Origin of the sequence: Streptomyces sp. NPDC091416, assembly GCF_044756845.1 — a bacterium.
In the GTDB taxonomy this organism is placed as follows: Bacteria; Actinomycetota; Actinomycetes; order Streptomycetales; family Streptomycetaceae; genus Streptomyces.
On the sequence record NZ_JBIVTU010000019.1, the window covers coordinates 14,521 to 33,817 of the forward strand.

Annotated in this window: 17 protein-coding genes; 4 read left to right on the top strand and 13 right to left on the bottom strand. The window is 71.5% G+C overall.

The genetic code is table 11. The features are described from left to right. Nucleotides 1–46: 46 nt before the first annotated feature. From ACIQMX_RS37185 to ACIQMX_RS37225, 9 genes are all read right to left on the bottom strand, one after another. Complete coding sequence (locus ACIQMX_RS37185; protein WP_402484849.1) at nucleotides 47–622, bottom strand: M23 family metallopeptidase; 576 nt, start codon at nucleotides 620–622, stop codon at nucleotides 47–49. Between the two features lie 604 nt (nucleotides 623–1,226). Continuing rightward, entirely contained in the window at nucleotides 1,227–1,367 is a 141-nt protein-coding gene (locus ACIQMX_RS37190) for a hypothetical protein (RefSeq protein ID WP_402484852.1), read from the bottom strand. Nucleotides 1,368–1,543: 176 nt separating this feature from the next. Further along, the gene (locus ACIQMX_RS37195) at nucleotides 1,544–3,295 is read right to left on the bottom strand and encodes a tetratricopeptide repeat protein (RefSeq protein WP_402484855.1); all 1,752 of its coding nucleotides are present in this window, start codon (nucleotides 3,293–3,295) and stop codon (nucleotides 1,544–1,546) included. Nucleotides 3,296–3,349: 54 nt separating this feature from the next. Next, nucleotides 3,350–4,819, bottom strand: a complete 1,470-nt coding sequence (locus ACIQMX_RS37200; protein WP_402484857.1) for a hypothetical protein — start codon at nucleotides 4,817–4,819, stop codon at nucleotides 3,350–3,352. Between the two features lie 328 nt (nucleotides 4,820–5,147). Then, nucleotides 5,148–6,206, bottom strand: a complete 1,059-nt coding sequence (locus ACIQMX_RS37205) for a serine hydrolase domain-containing protein (RefSeq protein WP_402484860.1) — start codon at nucleotides 6,204–6,206, stop codon at nucleotides 5,148–5,150. Then, on the bottom strand, nucleotides 6,203–7,126 hold the full coding sequence (locus ACIQMX_RS37210) for a DUF6895 family protein (RefSeq protein ID WP_363076272.1): 924 nt from the start codon (nucleotides 7,124–7,126) through the stop codon (nucleotides 6,203–6,205). The genes ACIQMX_RS37205 and ACIQMX_RS37210 overlap by 4 nt, the downstream gene beginning before the upstream one ends. A gap of 43 nt (nucleotides 7,127–7,169) precedes the next feature. After that, nucleotides 7,170–8,195 carry a DUF6895 family protein gene (locus ACIQMX_RS37215; RefSeq protein WP_363076274.1) on the bottom strand — a complete coding sequence of 342 codons (1,026 nt, stop codon included), beginning with the start codon at nucleotides 8,193–8,195 and terminating at the stop codon, nucleotides 7,170–7,172. Further along, nucleotides 8,192–8,884 carry a hypothetical protein gene (locus ACIQMX_RS37220; RefSeq protein ID WP_363076276.1) on the bottom strand — a complete coding sequence of 231 codons (693 nt, stop codon included), beginning with the start codon at nucleotides 8,882–8,884 and terminating at the stop codon, nucleotides 8,192–8,194. Before ACIQMX_RS37220 ends, ACIQMX_RS37215 begins: the two co-directional genes overlap by 4 nt. 10 nt (nucleotides 8,885–8,894) lie before the next feature. Further along, complete coding sequence (locus tag ACIQMX_RS37225) at nucleotides 8,895–9,071, bottom strand: hypothetical protein (RefSeq protein WP_187285003.1); 177 nt, start codon at nucleotides 9,069–9,071, stop codon at nucleotides 8,895–8,897. Between the two features lie 643 nt (nucleotides 9,072–9,714). Between ACIQMX_RS37225 and ACIQMX_RS37230 the strand changes: the two genes are divergently transcribed. Further along, complete coding sequence (locus ACIQMX_RS37230; RefSeq protein ID WP_363076278.1) at nucleotides 9,715–10,914, top strand: oxygenase MpaB family protein; 1,200 nt, start codon at nucleotides 9,715–9,717, stop codon at nucleotides 10,912–10,914. Nucleotides 10,915–11,084: 170 nt separating this feature from the next. On the opposite strand, the gene ACIQMX_RS37235 is transcribed toward ACIQMX_RS37230, so the two are convergent. From ACIQMX_RS37235 to ACIQMX_RS37250, 4 genes are all read right to left on the bottom strand, one after another. Next, nucleotides 11,085–12,281 (bottom strand): TetR/AcrR family transcriptional regulator, encoded by a 1,197-nt coding sequence (locus ACIQMX_RS37235; RefSeq protein ID WP_402484864.1) that lies wholly within the window; start codon nucleotides 12,279–12,281, stop codon nucleotides 11,085–11,087. 148 nt (nucleotides 12,282–12,429) lie between these two features. Beyond that, entirely contained in the window at nucleotides 12,430–13,521 is a 1,092-nt protein-coding gene (locus tag ACIQMX_RS37240; protein WP_402484866.1) for an NAD(P)-dependent alcohol dehydrogenase, read from the bottom strand. Next, the gene (locus ACIQMX_RS37245) at nucleotides 13,518–14,027 is read right to left on the bottom strand and encodes a DUF4334 domain-containing protein (RefSeq protein ID WP_402484869.1); all 510 of its coding nucleotides are present in this window, start codon (nucleotides 14,025–14,027) and stop codon (nucleotides 13,518–13,520) included. Before ACIQMX_RS37245 ends, ACIQMX_RS37240 begins: the two co-directional genes overlap by 4 nt. Before the next feature lie 42 nt (nucleotides 14,028–14,069). Further along, entirely contained in the window at nucleotides 14,070–14,783 is a 714-nt protein-coding gene (locus tag ACIQMX_RS37250; RefSeq protein WP_363076286.1) for a TetR/AcrR family transcriptional regulator, read from the bottom strand. A gap of 258 nt (nucleotides 14,784–15,041) precedes the next feature. Between ACIQMX_RS37250 and ACIQMX_RS37255 the strand changes: the two genes are divergently transcribed. The 3 genes from ACIQMX_RS37255 to ACIQMX_RS37265 all read left to right on the top strand — a co-directional run bounded on the left by ACIQMX_RS37255 (nucleotide 15,042) and on the right by ACIQMX_RS37265 (nucleotide 19,178). Next, nucleotides 15,042–16,196, top strand: a complete 1,155-nt coding sequence (locus tag ACIQMX_RS37255) for a CaiB/BaiF CoA transferase family protein (RefSeq protein ID WP_402484873.1) — start codon at nucleotides 15,042–15,044, stop codon at nucleotides 16,194–16,196. Further along, nucleotides 16,196–17,221 carry an LLM class F420-dependent oxidoreductase gene (locus ACIQMX_RS37260; RefSeq protein WP_402484876.1) on the top strand — a complete coding sequence of 342 codons (1,026 nt, stop codon included), beginning with the start codon at nucleotides 16,196–16,198 and terminating at the stop codon, nucleotides 17,219–17,221. Before ACIQMX_RS37255 ends, ACIQMX_RS37260 begins: the two co-directional genes overlap by 1 nt. Before the next feature lie 124 nt (nucleotides 17,222–17,345). Next, nucleotides 17,346–19,178, top strand: a complete 1,833-nt coding sequence (locus ACIQMX_RS37265; protein ID WP_402484879.1) for an AMP-dependent synthetase/ligase — start codon at nucleotides 17,346–17,348, stop codon at nucleotides 19,176–19,178. Nucleotides 19,179–19,297: the final 119 nt, after the last annotated feature.

A 19,297-nucleotide genomic window follows, 5' to 3' on the forward strand; every position in this document is an offset into this window, starting at 1 on the left:
GGTCACCGGGTGCCGGTCGGTCCTCCCGCCGACACCCGGAGGTGTGTCAGCATCTGTTGTTGCTGACCTGGTTGCGCCTGAGGTAGTCGCTCCACGTGACACCCTGGACGACTGCCACGACGACCGCTCCGTCGTGCTTCTGCTCGTAGTGGAGGTGGGGGGAGATGTCGTAGAGGGCCGAGGTGTTGCCGACCTCACCGATCAGCTGGCCCACGTTCACCGTGGCGCCCGCGGCCACCGAACGAGTCCTCAGATGGGCGTACCGTGTCTGCCAGCCGCCCCCGTGACCGATGACTATCGTGTTCCCGTACCCGGCGCCCGTCGAGTAGTACGACTCGAGGACCGTGCCACCGGCACTGGCGAACACCCGGCGGCCCAGGTCGTCCGGGGTGCCGTTCGCGTCGTAGTGGTTCCAGTCGATCGAGTGCGCGGGACTGTGCCCCGACCAGTTGTTGCCGAGCCATGTCTGGTTGCACTCGAAGGGCATCTTGAAGGCGGGCCGTGCGGCAACGGCGGCTTCCGACAAGTTCGCGACCGGCGCCGCGACAGCGGTGGGAACGGTGAACACGGTGGCCGCGACCGCGCTCATGGTGATCAGCGACCGGCGGAAATTCCTGTGCATGGTTCTCCCCTTGTCGTCTTGCGTCGGGTGACACGGCGATTCAAGGAGGCGGGCATACACGGCGGATACATTCCGCCCGTCGACCCCGCACAGTTGCTCCCTCGCCGGCCCAGAGGTGCGCAGGGCTGTGGCGGAATCCCTCCGCGTCACAGGCGTCCGCGTCCCGGAGCGAGGGTGGCCGGGGGGCTCGATCGGCTTTGACGGACATGCGGGATCCGGGGTTCAGCACCGGCAGGATGTCCGACATGGAGAGCTTGGAGAATGTCCGAAAGTACTCCGGACGCGCACTTCTGGGGGGCAAGGGGGCGAGGTTTGAATCGTGTCGTCCCGACTCGGAAGAGTTGTAGATCAGGGATGGTTTCGGAGTCATCCGAAACCATCCCTGATCGTTTTCGGCCGATCCAACGTTTGGCAACCGGCGGGCGTGCGCCCCTTCCCGCCGAGTGGTGCGGGGCGAGCCTGTCGAAGATCGCTCCGAAAGGGCGAGGGCCGACCTCACGGTGAGGAAGCGGCCGATGGGTACCTCGGACGGCTTGGGGCAACTCGCGGGTGACCACGAGCGGGGTGGGGGATGGTGCAAATCCTCTCCTGCTGAGAAGGCGCGTCACAGAAGCCGAGAGGTGACGGCTTCCAGAACGAAGCGGACCACTCCGGAGACGACGCCTGTGATGACAGTCCTGCGCAGGCCGTTGTTCCCCTTGCGGAACTCGCGGAGGCGTCGGGTCGTCATGCGATGGCGGGACATGGCGTTCTCCTGACTGCGTGCCCGGAACGAGCCGGCTGGCTCGACAACCACAGTGCTCGCCCCTGCGGCCCGGACTACGAAGTGCGATGAGGAACCGGGCGCTCATGCCGAAATCACTGGTCAGAGACTTCGCTGGGCCCCGAGATCCCGATTCTGCGACGAGATGCGACGACAGGTCACGGCGTCCAGGGGTGTGCGACGCTGCCGTCGGGCTCCCAGCCGTACCGCAGCAACTCGTCGGCCTCTACGGACCGGTTCGCTCGACGGAGAACCGTGACCGCGGCCGGATGAGCCATGGCGTCGCCGCGGCGGGCCGCCTCACGGTAGGCGTCCAGCGCGGCGTCCACATCTCCGGCGTCCGCCAGCAGAGCGGCGGAATGGTTCAACGCGGTCAGGCCGGCGCCGTTGCCCGCCTCCTGATACCACGTCAGGGCTTCGTCCACCCGGCCGGAGCCCACCAGGAGACCTGTGGCTTCGACCAGTGCGTCTTCGTCGCCCTGCTCCCCGGCTTCACGGAACCATGTCAACGCCTCTTCGAGACGGCCGGCTCCGTTCAGATGACGCGCGGCGCGTACCAGGGGTGTGGAGCCCAGGTGCGCGGCTGCCTCCCTGAACCAGGAGAGGCCCTCGTCCAGCCGCCCGGCCCTTGCCAGCGCGCCTCCGGCGCTGAGCAGCGCGCCCGGTGTCCCGCGGTCGGCGGCGCGCCGGTAGAGCACGAGCGCCATGTCCAGATGGCCGGCGTGGTCGAACTGAGCGGCGCCGGCCGTGAGGGCCTCGGTGCTCCCGTCCTCGGCCAGAACCTCGAACCAGGTCTGAGCCTCCTCCAGCCTGTCCGCGCCGATCAGGCAGCGACCGCCCTCGTAACTGGCCGGACGGCGGCAGCTCCTGAACCAGTCGAGTGCCTCGTCCAAGCGGCCGGACGCCCACAACGTGTGGGCGATGCCCCGTGCGGCAGCGTCGGATTCCCCGCTCTCGGCCGCCTCGTGATACCACGACAGGGCCTCTTCGCGGCGTCCGCCCTCTGCCAGGAGCCACGCGCCACTGAGCAGGGCCTTGCTGTCACCTTTGGCCGCGGCCCGGCGAAACCAGGAGAGTGCCTCGTCGAGCTGGCCCGCGTCGGCCAGAGATGTACCGGCGCTGCGCAGCGCGGTGGCATCCCCGTACGCTGCGGCCCGCTCGAACCAGCGTACGGCGGCTTGGACCTGCTCCATGCCGCCGGGCTTCTGGTGAGGCAGGAAGGCCCGCCTGCCCAGAGCCCGGGCAACGTCTCCGAGAATCAGGGGATGGCCGTGCCGCGCCGCCCTGTCGGCCCAGTCGGCGGCCTCGTCGAGCCGCCCCTCCCTCGCCAGCAGGTGGGTGATGTCCCGCAGCGCACGCCAGTCGCCCTGTTCCGCGGCACGGCTCAACAAGGGCAGGGCGTCGTCGATCCCCCTCCTCCTGGCGATCCGGCGGGCCAGGGCGGTGAGAGGCTTCCAATCCCCTTTGACGACGGCCCGTTCCGCCCATGCGGCGGCATCGTCGAAGTGGCCTGCTTCCGCCAGCAGCGCGGACAGGTCTTGCAGCGCCTTCCGGTCGTCCCGCTCGGCAGCGCGCGTCAGCCACGTCAGCGCCTCCTCCCGGCCTCCGACGTGCGCCAGCCACTCGCAGGCTTCGCTGACCACGCTCAGGTGGGAGCCGCGCCCGGCGTGCCGGAGCCAGGCGAGGGCTTCGTCCCAACGGCCGAGGCGGGCGAGCGCGAGCAGGCCCTGCCGGAGGGCGGCAGGCTCTCCGCGGTCGGCGGCCCGGCCGGCCCAGTCGAGCGCTTCTGCCCACCGCCCCGCAGCTCGGAGGCGGAGAGACCCTTCCAGCAACGCGGCGCTGTGGCCCTGGTCGGCGGCACGCCGCAGCCATTCGAGTGCCTCGTCGAGCCTTCCGGCACGGGCGAGCATGGGCCCGGCGCTGCGCAGTGAGGCGGCGTCGCCGGTGTCGGCTGCCCTGGTGTATCACGGCAGAGCCTCGGCCGCCCGGTCCGCCGAGACCAGCCAGTCGGCGATGAGATGGTCTGCACCCGCGCGGAGCCACAGCGCGCAGGCGATGCGCATCAGCCCCCGGTTGTGCGCCGCCGCGGCCAGGACACCCGCCGCCCCCGGGCTGGTGTGCTCCAGGCAGGCCTCCCAGAACAGCTCGGGTACCGGTGCGGAACGCCGGGTCGTCGTTCCGATCTGCTCGAGGTAGTCGGCGAGTCGGTACGACTGTGCCGTGGGGACCGGCGGCCGGCCGCCACGGGGGCGCCGCTGCGGATGCAGGGGTCCGCGCGCGCCCTTGACAGGCGCCGTGACCCTTGCCAGAGCCTCTTCCAGCCAGTTCTCGTCCAGGAGGTCCCAGTCGACGTCGGAGAGATATCCCTCAGCGGCAGCGGCCAGGAACGGCAGCGGCAGCCGTACCGGATGGCCGAGTCTGCGCGCGTCCATTGCGGCGCACAACAAGGCCCTCACGCTCGGTTCGGCCGACTCGAACAGAGTCAGTAGTTCGGGAGCTCCGGCGAGGTACTGGGTGATCATGCCGTCAGCCGCTCGGCGGGCGGCGACGGCCAGCCGGGGGTCCTGTGCCTTCAGCAGCGCCGCCACCTCGTGGTCGTCGAAGCGTGTCGGAACGGAGAGGACGTGCCCCTTCTTCAGCAGCTCGCGGATCTGACTGGACGCGCTGGGGCTGGGATGAGCCGTGCCCGCCCTGATCCTGTCGTGGTAGCCGGGCCACAGTGTCCCCAGAACCAGCACAGGGGCCCGTGAGGGGTCGGCCAGCGCGTTTCTGAGTCCAGCGGCGATGGGTTCCCCGTGTCGTTCGTCGAGGAGGTAGTGCTGCGCGTCGTTCAACCAGACGACCGTCCGCGGGCCCACCTGCTCGAGTTCCCTGAGGGCCGCCTCGGGCCGGTCAGGGGAGATCGGGTGCCACAGCCGCCATCCGTCGCGCAGCGTCTGGACGGCTTCCCAACAGGCGCGTGTCTTCCCCGTGGAGGAGGTACCGATCAGCATGACGAGCCGGCTGCTCCCCGCATCGGCCTCTGCCACCAGGCGTCGCAGGGATCCGTCGTGGCTGCGCTCGACGTACGCCGGGAGCGGCGGCAGCCCGTCCTCGTCGCCGAGGTCAATGGCCCTGTGGACCTCCAGGTCATGGGGATCCAGTTCGGCCACGGGGCGGCCGGGCGGAACGTATTGGCGAGCGATTCTCCACAACCGGGCGGCTTCCTGTCCGGCCTCCTCGCTCTCGCCGCCGGTGGACCGCGCAAGGAGCATCACCAGGGCCACCACGTCGGCCTGCTTCGGCGGAACATCGGGGTCCCTGATCAGCCTGCGGATGGTGTCGCGCGATGGGCTCGCTCTGATCGTCCGGTCCTCGGGGTCCAGGTCGGCGAAGAGGCCGGCCATCGCGTCCAAGGTGGGAGATCCGGCCGCCAGATACAGGTCGTAGAGCAAGTCCTTGAGCCGGCGCAACGGACCCGGCGCGACGACAGGCCGGGGAATCAGACGCGATGAACCAGTACTGCCTTCCCGATGGCCCACTTTCATCCCCCGTAGACGGCTTCTCGCTGCGAGCTGTCCGGCCATCATCGGATCTCTCGGTGTCGGGGCGCCACCGAACTGCGAAGACGTGCAGGCGGATCACAGGTCCTGGCACGTCCTGCACGCGGACGGACACGGGTCCGCATCCGGCCGTCCCGACCGGAGACCGCCGTGGATCAGGGCCGGCTCCGGAAGCATCCGAAACGGGCCCCCGGCCGTTCGCTCCGTCAGAGCTTCTCCGTCAGAGCTTCTCCGTCAGCAGCGCGTGAACCGTAGGGATGAACGGGTCCGTCCTGTGCACCCGCCGCGTACACATCGCCGCCAGCGCCGTACCGGTGTCCGGGCGGAAGCCGAGGAACATCTGCTGCCCGAGCGTGGCTCCCGCGTGGAAGCAGACCGGCCCGTGCGCCGACGCGTGGCGGAACCAGGTGAGCGTGTGCGTATGGGCGTGCCCCAGGCCGCGCCGCAGCAGCGGGCGCCGTACGTCCGCGAACGCCGCGGCCGGCGGGGCCGTGGGCCCGGCGGCTTCCGGGAGGTGCGCTTCCAGGAACGTGAGCAGGTCCGCGGGCGTCGCCCGCACGGCTCCGGCGGCGTCGAAGCCGCCGGTGTCGAGCGCGGGCAGCGGCCTGCCGTCGCGCCGGTGCCCCACGGCGTCGCCGTCCAGGGGGCTCGGGCGCAGTCGCGTGCCGTGCAGGCCGAGCGGGTCCAGCACCTCCGTCCGGAGCAGCGACTCCCAGGACGTACCGGTGGCGGCGGCCAGGGTGTGGCCGAGTACGGAGACCGCGAAGTTGGAGTAGTGCCAGCGGGTGCCCGGCCGGTGGCGCGGGCGGGCGCGGAGGAAGGCACGGACCACGCGGTCGGCCGGGTAGCGGCTGTACGGCGCGGTCGACCACCGGGGCAGCGCCTGCGGGTAGAAGTCCGCCGGCAGCGCGGGCAGGCCCGAGGTGTGGGTGATCAGATGGCGCAGGGTGATGGCGCGTACGGAGGGGTGTACGGGGTGGCCGGGGGCCAGCAGTCCGGCCGCCGGGTCCTCGTAGCGCAGCCGGCCCGCCGCGACGAGGGCGGCCAGGAGCAGCCCGGTGAAGGGCTTGGACGCGGAACCGAGCTCGTAGCGAGGCGCGTCGTCCGGCCGCATGTCTGCGGCGAAGTGGTACGTGCGCTTGCCCCGGTGGCTGAGCGCGATCACGAGGTCGGGCGCGTCGATGGTCCGGGCGGCATCGGCCAGCAGACCGGCCCGCGCGCCGTCGCCGCGGGACGGACGGCCGGCGGAGGCCGGTCGGATCTCGTGCGGGGCCGTCACGCGGGGGCCGGGGCGGCGAGGTCCGAGAGGGCGCGGGACAGGGCCAGCGCCGAAGCGAACGCCGCCACCAGCGTGGGGTGGTAGACGAGGTCGAAGACGGACTCCTCGTCACCTTCCGGCATGCCGCCCATCACCGGCATCGCCCCGTCAGGCTGCTGGGCCGCGGCGAAGCCCTCCCATGCGGCCGGGTCGAGGGTCGGTTCCGGGAGGCAGGCGTCGACGACGAGCAGTTCGCCCAGCAGGTCCCAGCGCCCGAGGTCGAGCCAGTCGTCGAGCCAGACCGGGAGCCAGAGCGCGAGATAGTCGGCCACCTCCGCGGGCAGCCCGGCCGGATCTGCGCCCCAGTCGGTCAGATGGAAGACGGTGTGGGTGATGTCGTAGCCGATATTTCCCTCGACGGTCCAGGGTTCGGGCCGCCGTGACAGCCAGGTGCGCCGGTACGCCTCGTCGGCCGGCACGCTCGGCTCCAGTCCGAACCGGCGCTCCATGGCGCTGAGTCCGAGCCGTCGCACCGGGACGACCTCCAGTGCGCCCCAGCTGTTCAGGCGGTGGTTCAGCCGGACCGCCGCCTCCAGGGACGGCTCCCGGAACCCCAGTTCGCGAAAGGGTACGTAGACCTCCATCGGTACGGGACACAGTGGTTCGCGCCGCTGGCCTTCGAGCAGGCGGCTCCCCGAGCCCAGCAGTTCGTGCCAGGCGTGATCGAGGAGTTTGCGCGCCAGCGCGGCCTGCTGGGAGCCGGCGACTCCTTCCCGGAAGATGACCTTGCTGATGAGCGCCAGTTCGCCGAGCGGCTTGAACCGGTCCAGGACCCCCACCTCGGGAGGCGGGTCGTCGTCCAGCCGGAACCCTGCCCGGTGCTCGTACAGCCATCCCAGGGCCCGCGCGCCCACGTCATGGATCTGCTGGATGCCGCTCATGCGGCAGCTCCCTTCGTGCGGCTGGTGCGGAGGCCGGTGCGCCTCATACGGCGGCCCCGGTGTCCGCTGCGACGGCTTTTGCCGGGTGCGTGGTGAGCCGCTTGAGGGACAGCGCGGCGGCGAACGCGGTCACCAGGGTGGAGTGGTAGCAGGCGAGGAAGGGGTACGGATCCGCCTCCGCACCGCCCGGTGAAGGGGCCTGCGCCGTCTCGGCCCCGGACGCCGTGGGGCCCGTCTCCGGTACGGCACCGCCCGGGGCCTGTGCGGTGGCGAGCGCGGGCCAGGCCACGTCCAGCAGGTCCGTGGGCGGCGGCCCTGGCAGGGCCGCGGCGACCGCGAGCAGTTCTCCGGTCAGGTCCCACTGGCGGCTCTCCAGACAGCCGTCGATCCAGGGCGGCAGCCAGGCCCGCAGATACGCGTCGATGTCGGCGGGCATCCGCTCGGGCACACAGCACCAGTCGGTGATGTGGAAGACGGTGTGGGTCAGCGCGTAGCCGGAAGGTCCTTCGAACATCCACGGTTCGGACAGCCCGCCCAGCCAGGTGCGTGCGAGGACCGCACCGGCGTCGGTGTGCGGGGCGGTGCCGACCCGCCGCTCCGAGTTGATGAGGCCCAGCTCCCGGTTGGCCTGCTGCTCGGTGTGCGCCCAGCCCCTGGTCGCGCAGAGCGTCCCGGCCAGGCGCTCGAAGCCCTCGTTGCGCAGTCCGTATCCGGCGAAGGCTGCGTAGATCTCGTACGGGTACGCGGCGAAGGGCTCGCCCCGCAGCAGTTCCAGCAGAAGATCGCCGGCGTGCACCTGGTCCCAGGCGAATGTGACGAGGTCGGCGGCCGTGGTGTGCTCCGGAGTGCGGGGGCCGGTGCTGCGGCTGATCGTGCTGCAGAGCTGGGCCAGTTCGCCCAGGGGTTTAAGCGTGCGGTTGACCTCGGTGTGCGGCTCCAGTACATCCGCCGGAAGTACGAATCCGGCACGGTGGGCGTCGGCCCAGCCGAGCGCCCGCCGCAGCACGCCGGGCAGGACGGACAGCGCGGCGCCGGCCGTACCGGGGGTGGCGGCCACCGATGCCGTCACCGTGCCCGCCCCTCGGTCATCAGCCGGGCGGCCCGTACGTGCAGCGCGACCCGGGGGTCCGTGCCGCCCATGAGCTCGACGAAGTCGAGCCCGCGGTCCAGGCCCAGGCTGTCGGGCCGGCCGTCCAGCGCGGCCAGCCAGCGTCCGGCCCCCGCCGCCTGGAGCCAGTTGCGCCGCCGAACCGCTCGGACGAACCCGCGGGACAGGTCCACGACCCGGTGGGCGGCGGCACGGTGCACGGCCGACGAGGCGGCGGGCACGGCGAGCGGGGCGAGTACGGAGAGCTGATGGGTGAACGACTGCCAGGGGGCTCCTTCGAGCCAGGCCGCATTCGGCTCGTCGGCGCCGGGGGCGCCGGCCGATGCCGTCCGGTGCAGGGCGGACATCATGCCCCAGTGGCTCCAGACCGCGGCGTCGGAAGCGTCGGGCCGCGGCGGGAACTCCCGCACGGCACGGTGGAGTACGGCGATGTCTCCGGGATGCGGATGGTGCCCGTGCAGCACACTGGGCAGCAGCAGATCGGCTCCGATGACACGTACCGCGGCGATTCCCGTTCGGTTGTCCTCGTCGATTCCTGCCGCGCCGCAAACCGTGGCGAGGTGGTCCCCGCTCCGAAGAGCGAGGACCACCTCTGTTGCCAGGTCATGCACGGCTCCCGCGAGGGGGGACGGAGCATGTGACTGGTCCATGTGCTACCGACTAGCCCTTCTTCGGGCGGGGGGTCGGCGGCGAGAGCAGCAGCGCGGAGCCGCCTCCGAGGAGGGCGAGGTACGCGCACTCGCGGGAGTCGCGGTAGAAGCCTTCGGCCTCGCCCGGGTTGAGCGCCTCATCGAGGTCGAGCTCGATGTCGGTAGCAGTGGATTCTGTGGTGTACATGGGTGATGCCCCGTCCTGTGGGAAATGGGGTTGCCGTACGTTCCGAGTGGAATGCACGGAATGCGAACCCGCAAATCAGATGGGGCGCCCAAGGAATTTCCGTTTTTAATTGAATGGTGAATTCAAGGAGAGTTCTGCGGGGGCCTGACCTGGTCTTATGCGTATTTTACCTGTCGGGGGAGGGGGTGGTGCGCGGGGCGCATTCAGCCCGTCGGGGCGTGCACCCGGGAGATCGAATCCGGCGCCGATGGGCTATCCGCTGGGGAGGTGTCGCTGCGGATCCGTCGGCGTCGGCGCGGCGATCCGGCGGATCCCCAGGGCCGGACGCGGCGATCCGGGTCCGTCCGCCGGGCGTGCGGTGGCACGGTGCTCCGAGCCGCCCGCGACGGCCGGACGCGCGGCCTTGGCGGCCGTGGGGCCGGGAGCCGCATCGGGCGGGCCGGTGCTCCGGGTCCGGCCCGGGTGGCGTGCCGCCCGCGGGAGCGGCCCTTCGGTCATCACCATTGCCGACGGCAACGTACCTCGCTATGTTAATCGAAAATCACATCGGTACGGCGAGGTGTAACCACGCGCAGGCCGCACAACTGACAAGTCTGCGAAGGCATCTAAGACCATCTGGCCCATCAGGGAAGCAGGTAAGTCAATGGACAATCTCAGCAGGCGAGGGATGCTCTCCCTCGGCGTCGCGCTCGGCCTCGTGGGCGTCACGAGTCCCGTCCAGGCATGGGCGTCGATGGGCTCGGACGCCGCAGCCGCCGCGGGGACCGGTCCGGAGTGGATCTGGGACGGGGCAGCGGATCCGCTGATGGTTTCGATGCTCGAGAACGGTCATGTGCCCGCGATCAACACCGCGTGGGAATCATGGGTGAACAACAACGACCCGCTGCCCGGCGGCATGCCGGCCGACTTCACGGCGTACCTGGAAGGGGTCAACCAACTGCCCTCCTGGGCCGACCGCGCCAAACTCACCCGCGCCGCCGACTTCAACCGGCGCCGGGACCTGTACCTCTTCATGCTGTACGGCCTCGGCAGCGGAATCATGAGCACGGTGATCCCGCGCGAGGCCAAGAGCGTCTACTGGGCCGCGGGCGGCTCCGACATGCAGGACCGTGCGGCCAAGACGTTCACGTTCGGCTACGACCTGTCCCAGCTGAAGGCGTTCGAGCCGGAGGGACAGTTCGTCGTCACGGCCAACAAGACCCGCGTGGTGCACGCCGCGGTGCGTCACCTGCTTCCGCAGTCGCCGCACTGGAGGGCGGTCGCCGACGAGACCGTCCCGATCAGTGCCGCCGACATCCTGGTCACCTTCCACAGCCTGGGCACCTACGTGCACAGGAAGCTGCTGAACTGGAAGATCCCGTACCCGGTCGCGGACCAGGAGGCCTTCCTGCACTCGTGGCAGGTCGCCGTCCACCTGCTCGGTGTGCCGGACGAGTACATTCCGAAGACCTGGGCGGCCGCGGAGGCCCAGTCGGCGAAGGTCCTCACGCCGATCCTCACACCGACGACCGAGGGCATCGCGCTGGCCGAGGAACTGCTCGGCCTGACCGCGCAGATCGACCTCGGTGTGACGCGGGGGTTCCTGAACGAGTTCGTGCGCTACGTCCTCAGCGACCAGGTCGGCGACTGGCTGGGGCTGAAGCGCGACTACGTGTCCGCGGCCCTCGTGCGCACCGCATGGCCGGCGTACATCCTCTTCCGTGAGGGACTGTCGCCCGTCATGCCCGGCACCTTCTACGCCATCGATCAGATGGTGCGCGCCCTGGGCATGCTGTTCCTCAACAAGGGCGACTCCGGGACCACCACACCCATCACGATCCCCACCGGGAACAGGAAGGACTGAGCCGCAGAACCGGCCTTCTCCGGGGCCCGTCCGCGACAGTCGCGTCTTCCGAGGCCCGCCCGCGACAGCCGAGTCCTCCGGGGCCCGCCCCGCGACAGCCGCGTCGAGGGGCGGGCCCCGGAGTGACATCCGGAGGGCGCCCGCCGCGCACGTCCGGTCGAGATGCCCGCTCAGAGACCCAGGGCGCTCACGACCAGAGCGGTCACGGCCTCGCGGTGGCCCGGGCTGTCCTGCCACCGCAGTCCGCGTCCGGCCTCGACCACCACGCCGAAGCCCGCGTGCACCAGCGCCCGCGCCTGGCGTGGGTCCAGCTCGGGACGCGCGAGGCGCAGTTGCTGCTCCCAGACCGCGATGTGCTCCCGCTGCGCGAGCACCAGCGGCCGCCGCAGGCCGACCGGCAGGCCGGCGACCTCGGCCTCGGCGACGCTGTTGAGTTCGGTGTGCTCGAAGCTGTAGGCCACGTACGTCGCCGCCAGGGCGACGACGGCGTCGTGCGGGTCGCCGACCTCGTGCAGGCTCCGTTCCACGCCCTGGGCCAGCAGCCCGGCCGCCTGGAGGCACGCCGCCGCCAGGATGTCGATCTTGCCGGGGTAGTGGCGGTAGAGCGCGGACGGGGTCAGTCCCACCGCCTCCGCGATCTGTCCGTTCGTGACACTGGCGAACCCGTCCCGGGCGAACAGCGGGATGGCGGCAGCGAGGATCTCCGCGCGTCGGGTACGCGGAACCGGCGGGGCGGGCAGCTCGACGGGGCGGGAGCCCCGCCGGCCCTTCGCGGGGTCGCTCGCGGCCACGCGCAGCGCGGACGCCAGCAGCAGTTCCTCGGCGCGGCGCTGGCCGATGGAGGTGTGATGCATCGTGATGGAGGCGATCGCGCCGAGGGCCGCCACGGCGCGCAGCCGCTCGTCGGGCAGTGGATGCTCACGCTGCACCGCCTCGTCGACCCGGTCGACGAGACGGCCGAACTTCGCCGCGAGGCGCCGACGGTCCCCGTGGCTGAGGTAGCGGGCCTCCCATCGGTACACGCCGCCCGACGCACGGTGCGCGATGGTGATCCGGGTGATCGCGGTGAGCAGCTCCGTCAGGGCCGCGTCGGACGGCACCTCGTCCACTGCCGTGACCAGTCCGTCCACCATGACGTCGGCGCACTCGGCGAACAGCGCGTACTTGTTCGGGAAATGCCGGTACAGAGCGGCCGCGGTGATGCCCACTCCGGCGGCGACCTCCTCCATGGAAGCCGCGTGGTACCCGCGTTTGCTGAAGACCCGGCCGGCCGCCTCGACGATGAGCTGCCTGCGGTTGCGCGGCCGGGTGGCCGCGACCCGGCCGGCGGGCGCGGCCGGACGGGCGGATCGGGAGGCGGGGGCCATGCGGATCAGTCAATCACACGCCGTGAGAGGGCCGGGCGCCCTCACGGGGACCGTGCGCAACGTGACTTCAGGATCACTTGCCGGTGTTCCGGCGCCACTGTGCCGTGTCGCGCGGCCGGCCGGTCCGGCCCGTGGCGGCGGTCGCCCGTCAGGTGAACGTGAGGACCGGCTTGACCACACTTCCGTCCCGCATGGCCGCCACAGCTGCTCCGATGTCCTCGAACGGGAACGTGGTGACCAGCCGGTCGACCGGGAAGAGCCCGCGCCTGTGCAGGCCGATCAGCTCGAGGATGAAGCGCCCGGGGTCGGAGTCGCCCTCGATCACCCCGTGGACGCGGACGCCCTTGGCGAGCAGGCCCATCACGTCGAACGTCACCTCGCCGCCGAGGCCCAGGAGTGCGAGTTCGCCGCGCGGGCGCAGGGCGCCGACGGCCCGGCGAGCCATCTCCGGGCGGCCGGTGGTCTCGACGACGTAGTGCGCACCCCCGCCGGTGAGGTCGCGCAGCGTCGCAGCCAGACCGTCCCCGGGGGGCAGGGCGGCCCCGGCACCGAGTTCCCCGGCCAGAGCGCGGCGGGAGGCGATGGGGTCGACCGCCACGACCGGGGCGCAGCCCGCTGCCACGGCGGCCATGAGCGCGCTCAGGCCGACCCCGCCCGCACCCAGGACCACCAGCGAAGAACCCGGTTCTGGACGCAGCCGGTTGAGCACGGTGCCCGCCCCCGTCTGACCCCCGCAGCCCAGTGGCGCCACGACGGCGGCCGGCAGACCGGCGGGGACCCTGACCACGCCGCGTTCATGGACGACGGCGTGCGTGGCGAAGCTCGACTGACCGAAGAAGCCGGCGTGGAGCGGGGCGCCGTCGAGGGCGAGCGGCGTGGTGCCGTCGGCGCGGCCGCCGGAGAAGTTCAGGGTCTGCGCCGCGCGGCAGTACGCCGGGTGGCCCGTGGTGCACTGCTCGCAGACACCGCAACTGGCGAACGTCAGGCATACGTGGTCCCCGGGCACGACGCCGGTCACCTCCGCTCCCACCGCCTCGACCCTGCCCGCACCTTCGTGGCCGAAGACCATCGGGGTGAGCTGCCGGGGCCAGGTGTCGCGCATCCCCAGGTCGGTGTGGCACACGCCGACCGCGGTCATCCGCACCAGCACCTCGTGCGGACGCGGATCCTCCAGGTCCGCGTCCCGGACGGTGAACGGCGCGCCCGGCGCCTCGGTGACCGCGGCGCGGACGCGCCTCACGAGACCTCTTCGGCACGGGGGCTCCCGTGCGGGGTCTGGGGGGCGCGTTCGAGGAAGAAATAGTAGAAGGGGCCCTCGGCGGGGACCCCCTTGGCGTTCATGATGCCCATCAGCGTGGTGGCGTCCACCTGCTTGAAGTGGTCGAAGACCGGCCGGCCGTCGTAGACCATGGTGGCTGTCGCCTCGCCGCGGAACTCGACGGTCCACAGGCTGGCCTCGCCCTGGCCGAGTTCGAGGTTGGAGTACAGCTCACCCGCCTCGTTCCGGCACATCAGCGGCTTGGCATCGTGCACGGAGGAGAACGTCTTGCCGTACCAGCCGGCCTCGTCCAGCATTCCGTCGAGGGGGTGACCGGTGCGGAACTCGCCGCCCCTCCACTCGCCGAGTATCTCCTCGGGGCGGATGGTTGCCAACGCCGCCCATATCGCGTCGAGTTCGGTGGTGGAGACCGGTCCGTCCTTCTCCCGGAGCTCCTGGAAGCGGGCGCGGGCCTCGTGCTCGTTCATGAGGGTGTCCTCTCGTGGGGTGCTGAGCCGCGGAGCGGAACGTCAGGAAGCGGGTGACGCGGAATCCCGGAGCGAGGGGATCCGCGCGTGTGAGGGGTGGAGCGGGAGCGTGAAGTCGCCGGTGACCGCGCCGGGGTGGCCCACGGTGCCAAGGCTCAGCAGTACGTGGCGTTCGGCGACCTCCTCCGCGGTGAGCGGGCCGTCCGTGCGGAACCAGTTGGCGACCCCCTGGCACATGATGAGCACCGAACGCGTCGCGTCGGCGGGGATGGGCGTGGTGAACACGCCCCGGGCGCGGCCCGCCTCGACCGAGTCCAGCAGCATGTGCTCGAGGTAGTCGCGCAGGGCGACGTAGCGAGCCCTGTTCTGCGGCTCCAGGCTGCGGATCTCGGTGTCCAGGAAGGCCAGTTGCCGCCGGTGTGCCATGTAGAGCACGATCGACTCGACCATGCCGCAGAACCGCGCCAGCGGATCGGCCCCGGCCTCCCCGGCCGCGGCCCGGCACCGGTCCAGGACGTCCTTGATGGAGGTCTCCAGCAGCGTGGCGAGCAGAGCCTGCTTGTTCTCGTAGTGGTAGTACAGCGCGGGCACGGTGACGCCGACCCGCCCGGCGATGTCCCGGACCGAAGTGCCGTGGTAGCCGTGCTCGTTGAAGGCCGCCATGGCGTGGGCCAGGACCGGGTGCAGGCCCAGCGGTCCGTAGGAGCGCCAGTGCTCCGGCGGAGGGGTGGTCTTCTGGCTCGGTTCGGTGCTCAACGGCTCTCCTCGGGGCGGTCGGTGATCGGCGGCATCGTACGGCCGCGAACCCGAAGCCTTCTCCGTTCTCCTGCTTAGCGATCGTTCAGGGAAGCCGGAAGAACGAGGGCGGCCCTGATTCGCTTCCCCAGTATGGGACCACAAAAACTCTTGCTGTGCGAGGAGTTGACCCCGCGTCCGTGCACTTCTACGTTCTTAGCGAACGCTCAGTACGGCCCGGCCGAGCGGCGATCACGCCGAGCGCCGAGAGAGGAACCCATGAGCCCTCACTCCACCGAACCTCCCGGCCGCGCCGTGGCGGGCCCGCTGGACGGCGTACGTGTGGTCGAGCTGGCGGGGATCGGGCCCGGCCCCTTCGCGTCGATGCTGCTCGCCGATCTGGGCGCGGACGTGGTGCGCGTGGACCGCCCCGGCCCCTCGCCGCTCGCCGGCGATCCCGCGTACGACGTGACCAACCGCAACAAACGCTCCGTCCTGGTCGACCTCAAGTCACCCGAAGGGCCCGCATCCGTAAGGGCGTTGGCGGCACGTGCCGAGATCCTGATGGAGGGCTGCCGGCCAGGTGTCGCGGAACGGCTCGGGGTGGGCCCCGAGGCGTGCATGGCCGCCAACCCCGCCCTGGTGTACGGCCGGATGACCGGGTGGGGCCAGCGAGGGCCTCTCGCGGCGCGGGCCGGACACGACATCGGCTACATCGCCACCTCCGGCGCCCTCTCCATGACGGGCACGCCGGACGGGCCGCCCGCCTTCCCCGCCAACCTGCTCGGCGACTACGCGGGCGGCTCCCTCTACCTGACCACCGGCGTACTGGCCGCCCTGCTCACCGCACGCGCCACCGGTCGCGGCCAGGTGGTGGACGCCGCGATCGTGGACGGCGCCGCACACCTGACCACCATGTTCTGGGGCATGCTCGCCGAGGGCACCTGGCGGGACACCCGCGGCAGCAACCTCCTCGACGGAGGCTGCCCCTACTACGGCGTGTACGAGACCGCCGACGGGCGCTGGATGGCGGTCGGCGCCCTGGAACCGCAGTTCTACGCGGTGTTCGTCTCGCTGCTGGGCCTGGACGGAACCCAGTTGCCGGACCGTTCCGACCCCGGCAACTGGCCCGCGCTGCGAGCCGCGTTCACCACCCGGTTCAGAAGCGCCACCCGCGAGGAGTGGACGGCCGTCTTCGAGGGTTCCGACGCCTGTGTCGCGCCCGTGCTCTCGCTGCGCGAGGCGGCCGGTCATCACCATCTCGCGGGACGCGGCACCTATTCCGAGGCGCACGGCGTCACGCAGCCCGCTCCCGCACCCCGCTTCTCCGAAACCCCCGGCACGCTCCGCCTGCCCCCCGCCCTCCCCGGCACGCACACCCTCGACGTCGCCCGCGACTGGGACGTACCCGAACTGCTGAAGGATCACTGCTGATGGAACTGTCCTCACCCCTGACGTACGCCGGCGATCCACGCACCACCGCGGACCGGGCGGCCGCCCTGGAGGCCGCGGGCCTCGACGCCGTCTGGGTGGCCGAGGCATACGGCTTCGACTCCCCGACGATCATGGGCTACCTCGCCGCGAGGACCGAGCGGATGCGGATCGGCTCGGCCATCCTCAACGTCTACTCACGCACCCCCGCACTGATCGCCCAGACCGCGGCCGGACTCGACGCCCTCAGCGGCGGCCGCGCCGTCCTCGGGATCGGAGCCTCCGGACCCCAGGTCGTCGAGGGCTGGCACGGGCGCCGATACGACCGGCCCCTGGGCCGCACCCGCGAGGTGATCGAGCTGTCCCGGCGGATCTGGCGGCGCGAGGTGATCGAGCACCACGGCATCACCGACCTCCCCCTGCCACCCGAGAAGGGCGGCACCCACGGAAAGCCACTGAAGCTGCTGAACCACCCGGTCCGCGACTCCATCCCGGTCTTCGTCGCGGCGCTGGGCCCCGCCAACGTCCGGATGACGGCCGAGATCGCCGACGGATGGCTGCCGTTCCTGTACGTCCCCGAGTACGCCTCCAAGGTCTGGGGCGGGTCCCTGGCCGAAGGCGCGGCCAAGCGTGACCCCGCGCTCGGCCCCCTCTCGGTCGTGGCCGGCGGCCTGCTGGCCATCGGCGACGACGCAGAGGCGGCCCGTGACCTGATGCGACCGGCTGTCGCCCTCTACGTCGGCGGCATGGGGGCGCCCGGCCGCAACTTCTACCACGACCTGGTCTGCTCCTACGGATACGAGGAAGCGGCAGCGGCCGTGCAGGACCACTACCTCGCCGGCCGCAAGAAGGAGGCGGAAGCCGCCGTACCGGCCGAACTGCTGGAACAGCTCTGCCTGGCAGGCCCGGAGGGCTATGTCCGCGACCGCGTCGAGGTCTTCCGTGAGGCGGGCGTGACCATGCTCAACGTCACCCCGGTCGGCCCCGATCCCGCCCGGCTGATCGAGCGAGTGAGGAGCTGGCTGTGACGCGGGCGTCGTGGCTGTCGTCGCGCGCCTCTGACGTGGCCCCTCCCGCCGGAAGGACGAGCACACCTTCACCGACTCCGAGAGACGGCACCGATGAGAAGGCACCGATGAGAAGGAGGCTCCGATGACATCAGCACCCCGCAGCACCGGCGACCTGCCGGGCGCCCCCGCCGGCCGGACACTGCCGCAGCTCCTGCTCCGCAACGCACGCGAGTACGCCGGACTCCCCGGCCTCTCCTGGCAGTCCGCGGAAGCTGACGGGGCCTGGACGACGCTCACCTGGGCGGAGATCCACGAGCGGACCGGGAACCTCGCCGCCGGGTATGCGGCGCTCGGTGTCGGCAGCGGCGACCGCGTCCTGCTGATGATGTCCAACCGGCCGGAGCACTGGCTGTCCGACCTGGCGCTCGTCCGCCTCGGCGCGGTCCCGGTCAGCGTCTACGGCACCGCGGCCCCCGAGCAGATCACCCACATCGCCCGCAACTGCCGGGCCCGCCTCGCCGTGGTGGAAGGGGCCGCCCAGGTGGCGGTGTGGGAGCCGCTGCTGGCCGACGCCGACACCCCGCTCGAGCGGCTGGCGGTGGCCGAGGCGGGCGCGGAGGGCCGGCACATTCCGTACGGCTCCCTGCTCCGCGCACCGGTGCCGGAGCAGTTCGCCGGGGAACTGGACACCGCCCGCCCCGACGACCCGCTGACCGTCGTCTACACCTCCGGTACCAGCGGCGAGCCCAAGGGTGTCGTGCTGACCCACCGCCAGGTGATGTCCAACGCGCTGGCGCTGGACGCCGTGGTGGAGCTGCCCCCGCACGTCGAGCACATCTGTTACCTGCCCTTCGCCCACATCGCCGAACGGATGCTGGGTATCTACCTGCCCTGCCACCGGGCCTCGCACGTCTACCTCTGTGCCGACCCGACGGGTGTCGCCGCCGTCGTGCGCAAGGTGCGGCCCGCGCAGTTCTTCGGGGTGCCGAGGATCTGGGAGAAGCTGTCCGCCACCGTGCGGGGCATCCTCTCCCTGATGCCGGCCGAGCAGCGGGCGGTCATCGACGCGGCGTTCGAGATCGCCCGCGAACATGTCGGGTACCGCGAGCAGGGCAAAACGCCGCCCGCCGCGCTCGAAGAGCGCTACACGCGCGTCCGTGAGGAGGTACTGCTGCCCATGCTGGCCGCGGGCGGTCTGGACCGGGTGACCTGGTCGGCGAGCGCGTCGGCACCGATGTCGGTCGACGTGGTGAAGTTCTGGGCCGGTTTCGGGATCGTCATCATGGACGCCTGGGGGCTGACCGAGACCACGGGCGTGGCCACGAGCAACAGCCCGCGGGCAGGATTCCGGCTCGGTTCGGTGGGGCGACCGGTGGACTGCGTGGAGGTCCGCCTCGCCGAGGACGGCGAGATCATGGTGCGCGGCTCGTCCGTCTTCTCCGGCTACCTCCAGCCGGACGGATCGGTACGGTCCGCGCTGGACGGCGACGGCTGGCTGGCCACCGGCGACATCGGCCGGATGGACGCGGACGGCTACCTCTGGCTCACCGACCGGAAGAAGGAGATGATCATCACCTCCACCGGCAAGAACGTCTCGCCGGCCCTGGTCGAGAACGCGCTCAAGGAACACCCGCTGATCGGCCAGGCGATGGTGCACGGCGACAACCGCTCCTACCTGGTCGCCCTGCTGGTGCTCGACGCGGAGGCCGCCCCCGCCTGGGCCGCGGCCAACGGGGTGGAGACGGGGAACGGTCCCGCCGGACTCGCCGGGCATCCCGCCGTCCGTGCGGAGGTGGACCGGGCGGTGGCGGCCGCCAACGCCCGTCTCAACCGCAGCGAGCAGATCAAGCGCTACGAGCTGCTGGCACAGGAGTGGGGGCCTGCGACCGGCGAGCTGACACCGTCGCTGAAGATGCGGCGCAGGGTCATCCGGGACAAGTACGCCGACGCGCTGTCCGGCCTGTACCGGGACTGAGCGGGGCGTCTCCCGCCTTCACGGACGCGGCAGGGGGGGGCCCCCCCCCGGGGGGGGCCCCCCCGCGCCCCCCGGGCCCCCCCCCGCCCCCCCCGCGGTGCCCATGAGGAACCCCGGCG

Excerpts from the sequence above, each read along its gene's own strand:
- ACIQMX_RS37185 (WP_402484849.1), bottom strand. The coding sequence starts at position 622 with ATGCACAGGAATTTCCGCCGGTCGCTGATCACCATGAGCGCGGTCGCG.
- ACIQMX_RS37190 (WP_402484852.1), bottom strand. The coding sequence starts at position 1,367 with ATGTCCCGCCATCGCATGACGACCCGACGCCTCCGCGAGTTCCGCAAG.
- ACIQMX_RS37195 (WP_402484855.1), bottom strand. The coding sequence starts at position 3,295 with ATGCTCGCCCGTGCCGGAAGGCTCGACGAGGCACTCGAATGGCTGCGG.
- ACIQMX_RS37210 (WP_363076272.1), bottom strand. The coding sequence starts at position 7,126 with ATGAGCGGCATCCAGCAGATCCATGACGTGGGCGCGCGGGCCCTGGGA.
- ACIQMX_RS37220 (WP_363076276.1), bottom strand. The coding sequence starts at position 8,884 with ATGGACCAGTCACATGCTCCGTCCCCCCTCGCGGGAGCCGTGCATGAC.
- ACIQMX_RS37225 (WP_187285003.1), bottom strand. The coding sequence starts at position 9,071 with ATGTACACCACAGAATCCACTGCTACCGACATCGAGCTCGACCTCGAT.
- ACIQMX_RS37230 (WP_363076278.1), top strand. The coding sequence starts at position 9,715 with ATGGACAATCTCAGCAGGCGAGGGATGCTCTCCCTCGGCGTCGCGCTC.
- ACIQMX_RS37235 (WP_402484864.1), bottom strand. The coding sequence starts at position 12,281 with ATGGCCCCCGCCTCCCGATCCGCCCGTCCGGCCGCGCCCGCCGGCCGG.
- ACIQMX_RS37245 (WP_402484869.1), bottom strand. The coding sequence starts at position 14,027 with ATGAACGAGCACGAGGCCCGCGCCCGCTTCCAGGAGCTCCGGGAGAAG.
- ACIQMX_RS37255 (WP_402484873.1), top strand. The coding sequence starts at position 15,042 with ATGAGCCCTCACTCCACCGAACCTCCCGGCCGCGCCGTGGCGGGCCCG.
- ACIQMX_RS37260 (WP_402484876.1), top strand. The coding sequence starts at position 16,196 with ATGGAACTGTCCTCACCCCTGACGTACGCCGGCGATCCACGCACCACC.
- ACIQMX_RS37265 (WP_402484879.1), top strand. The coding sequence starts at position 17,346 with ATGACATCAGCACCCCGCAGCACCGGCGACCTGCCGGGCGCCCCCGCC.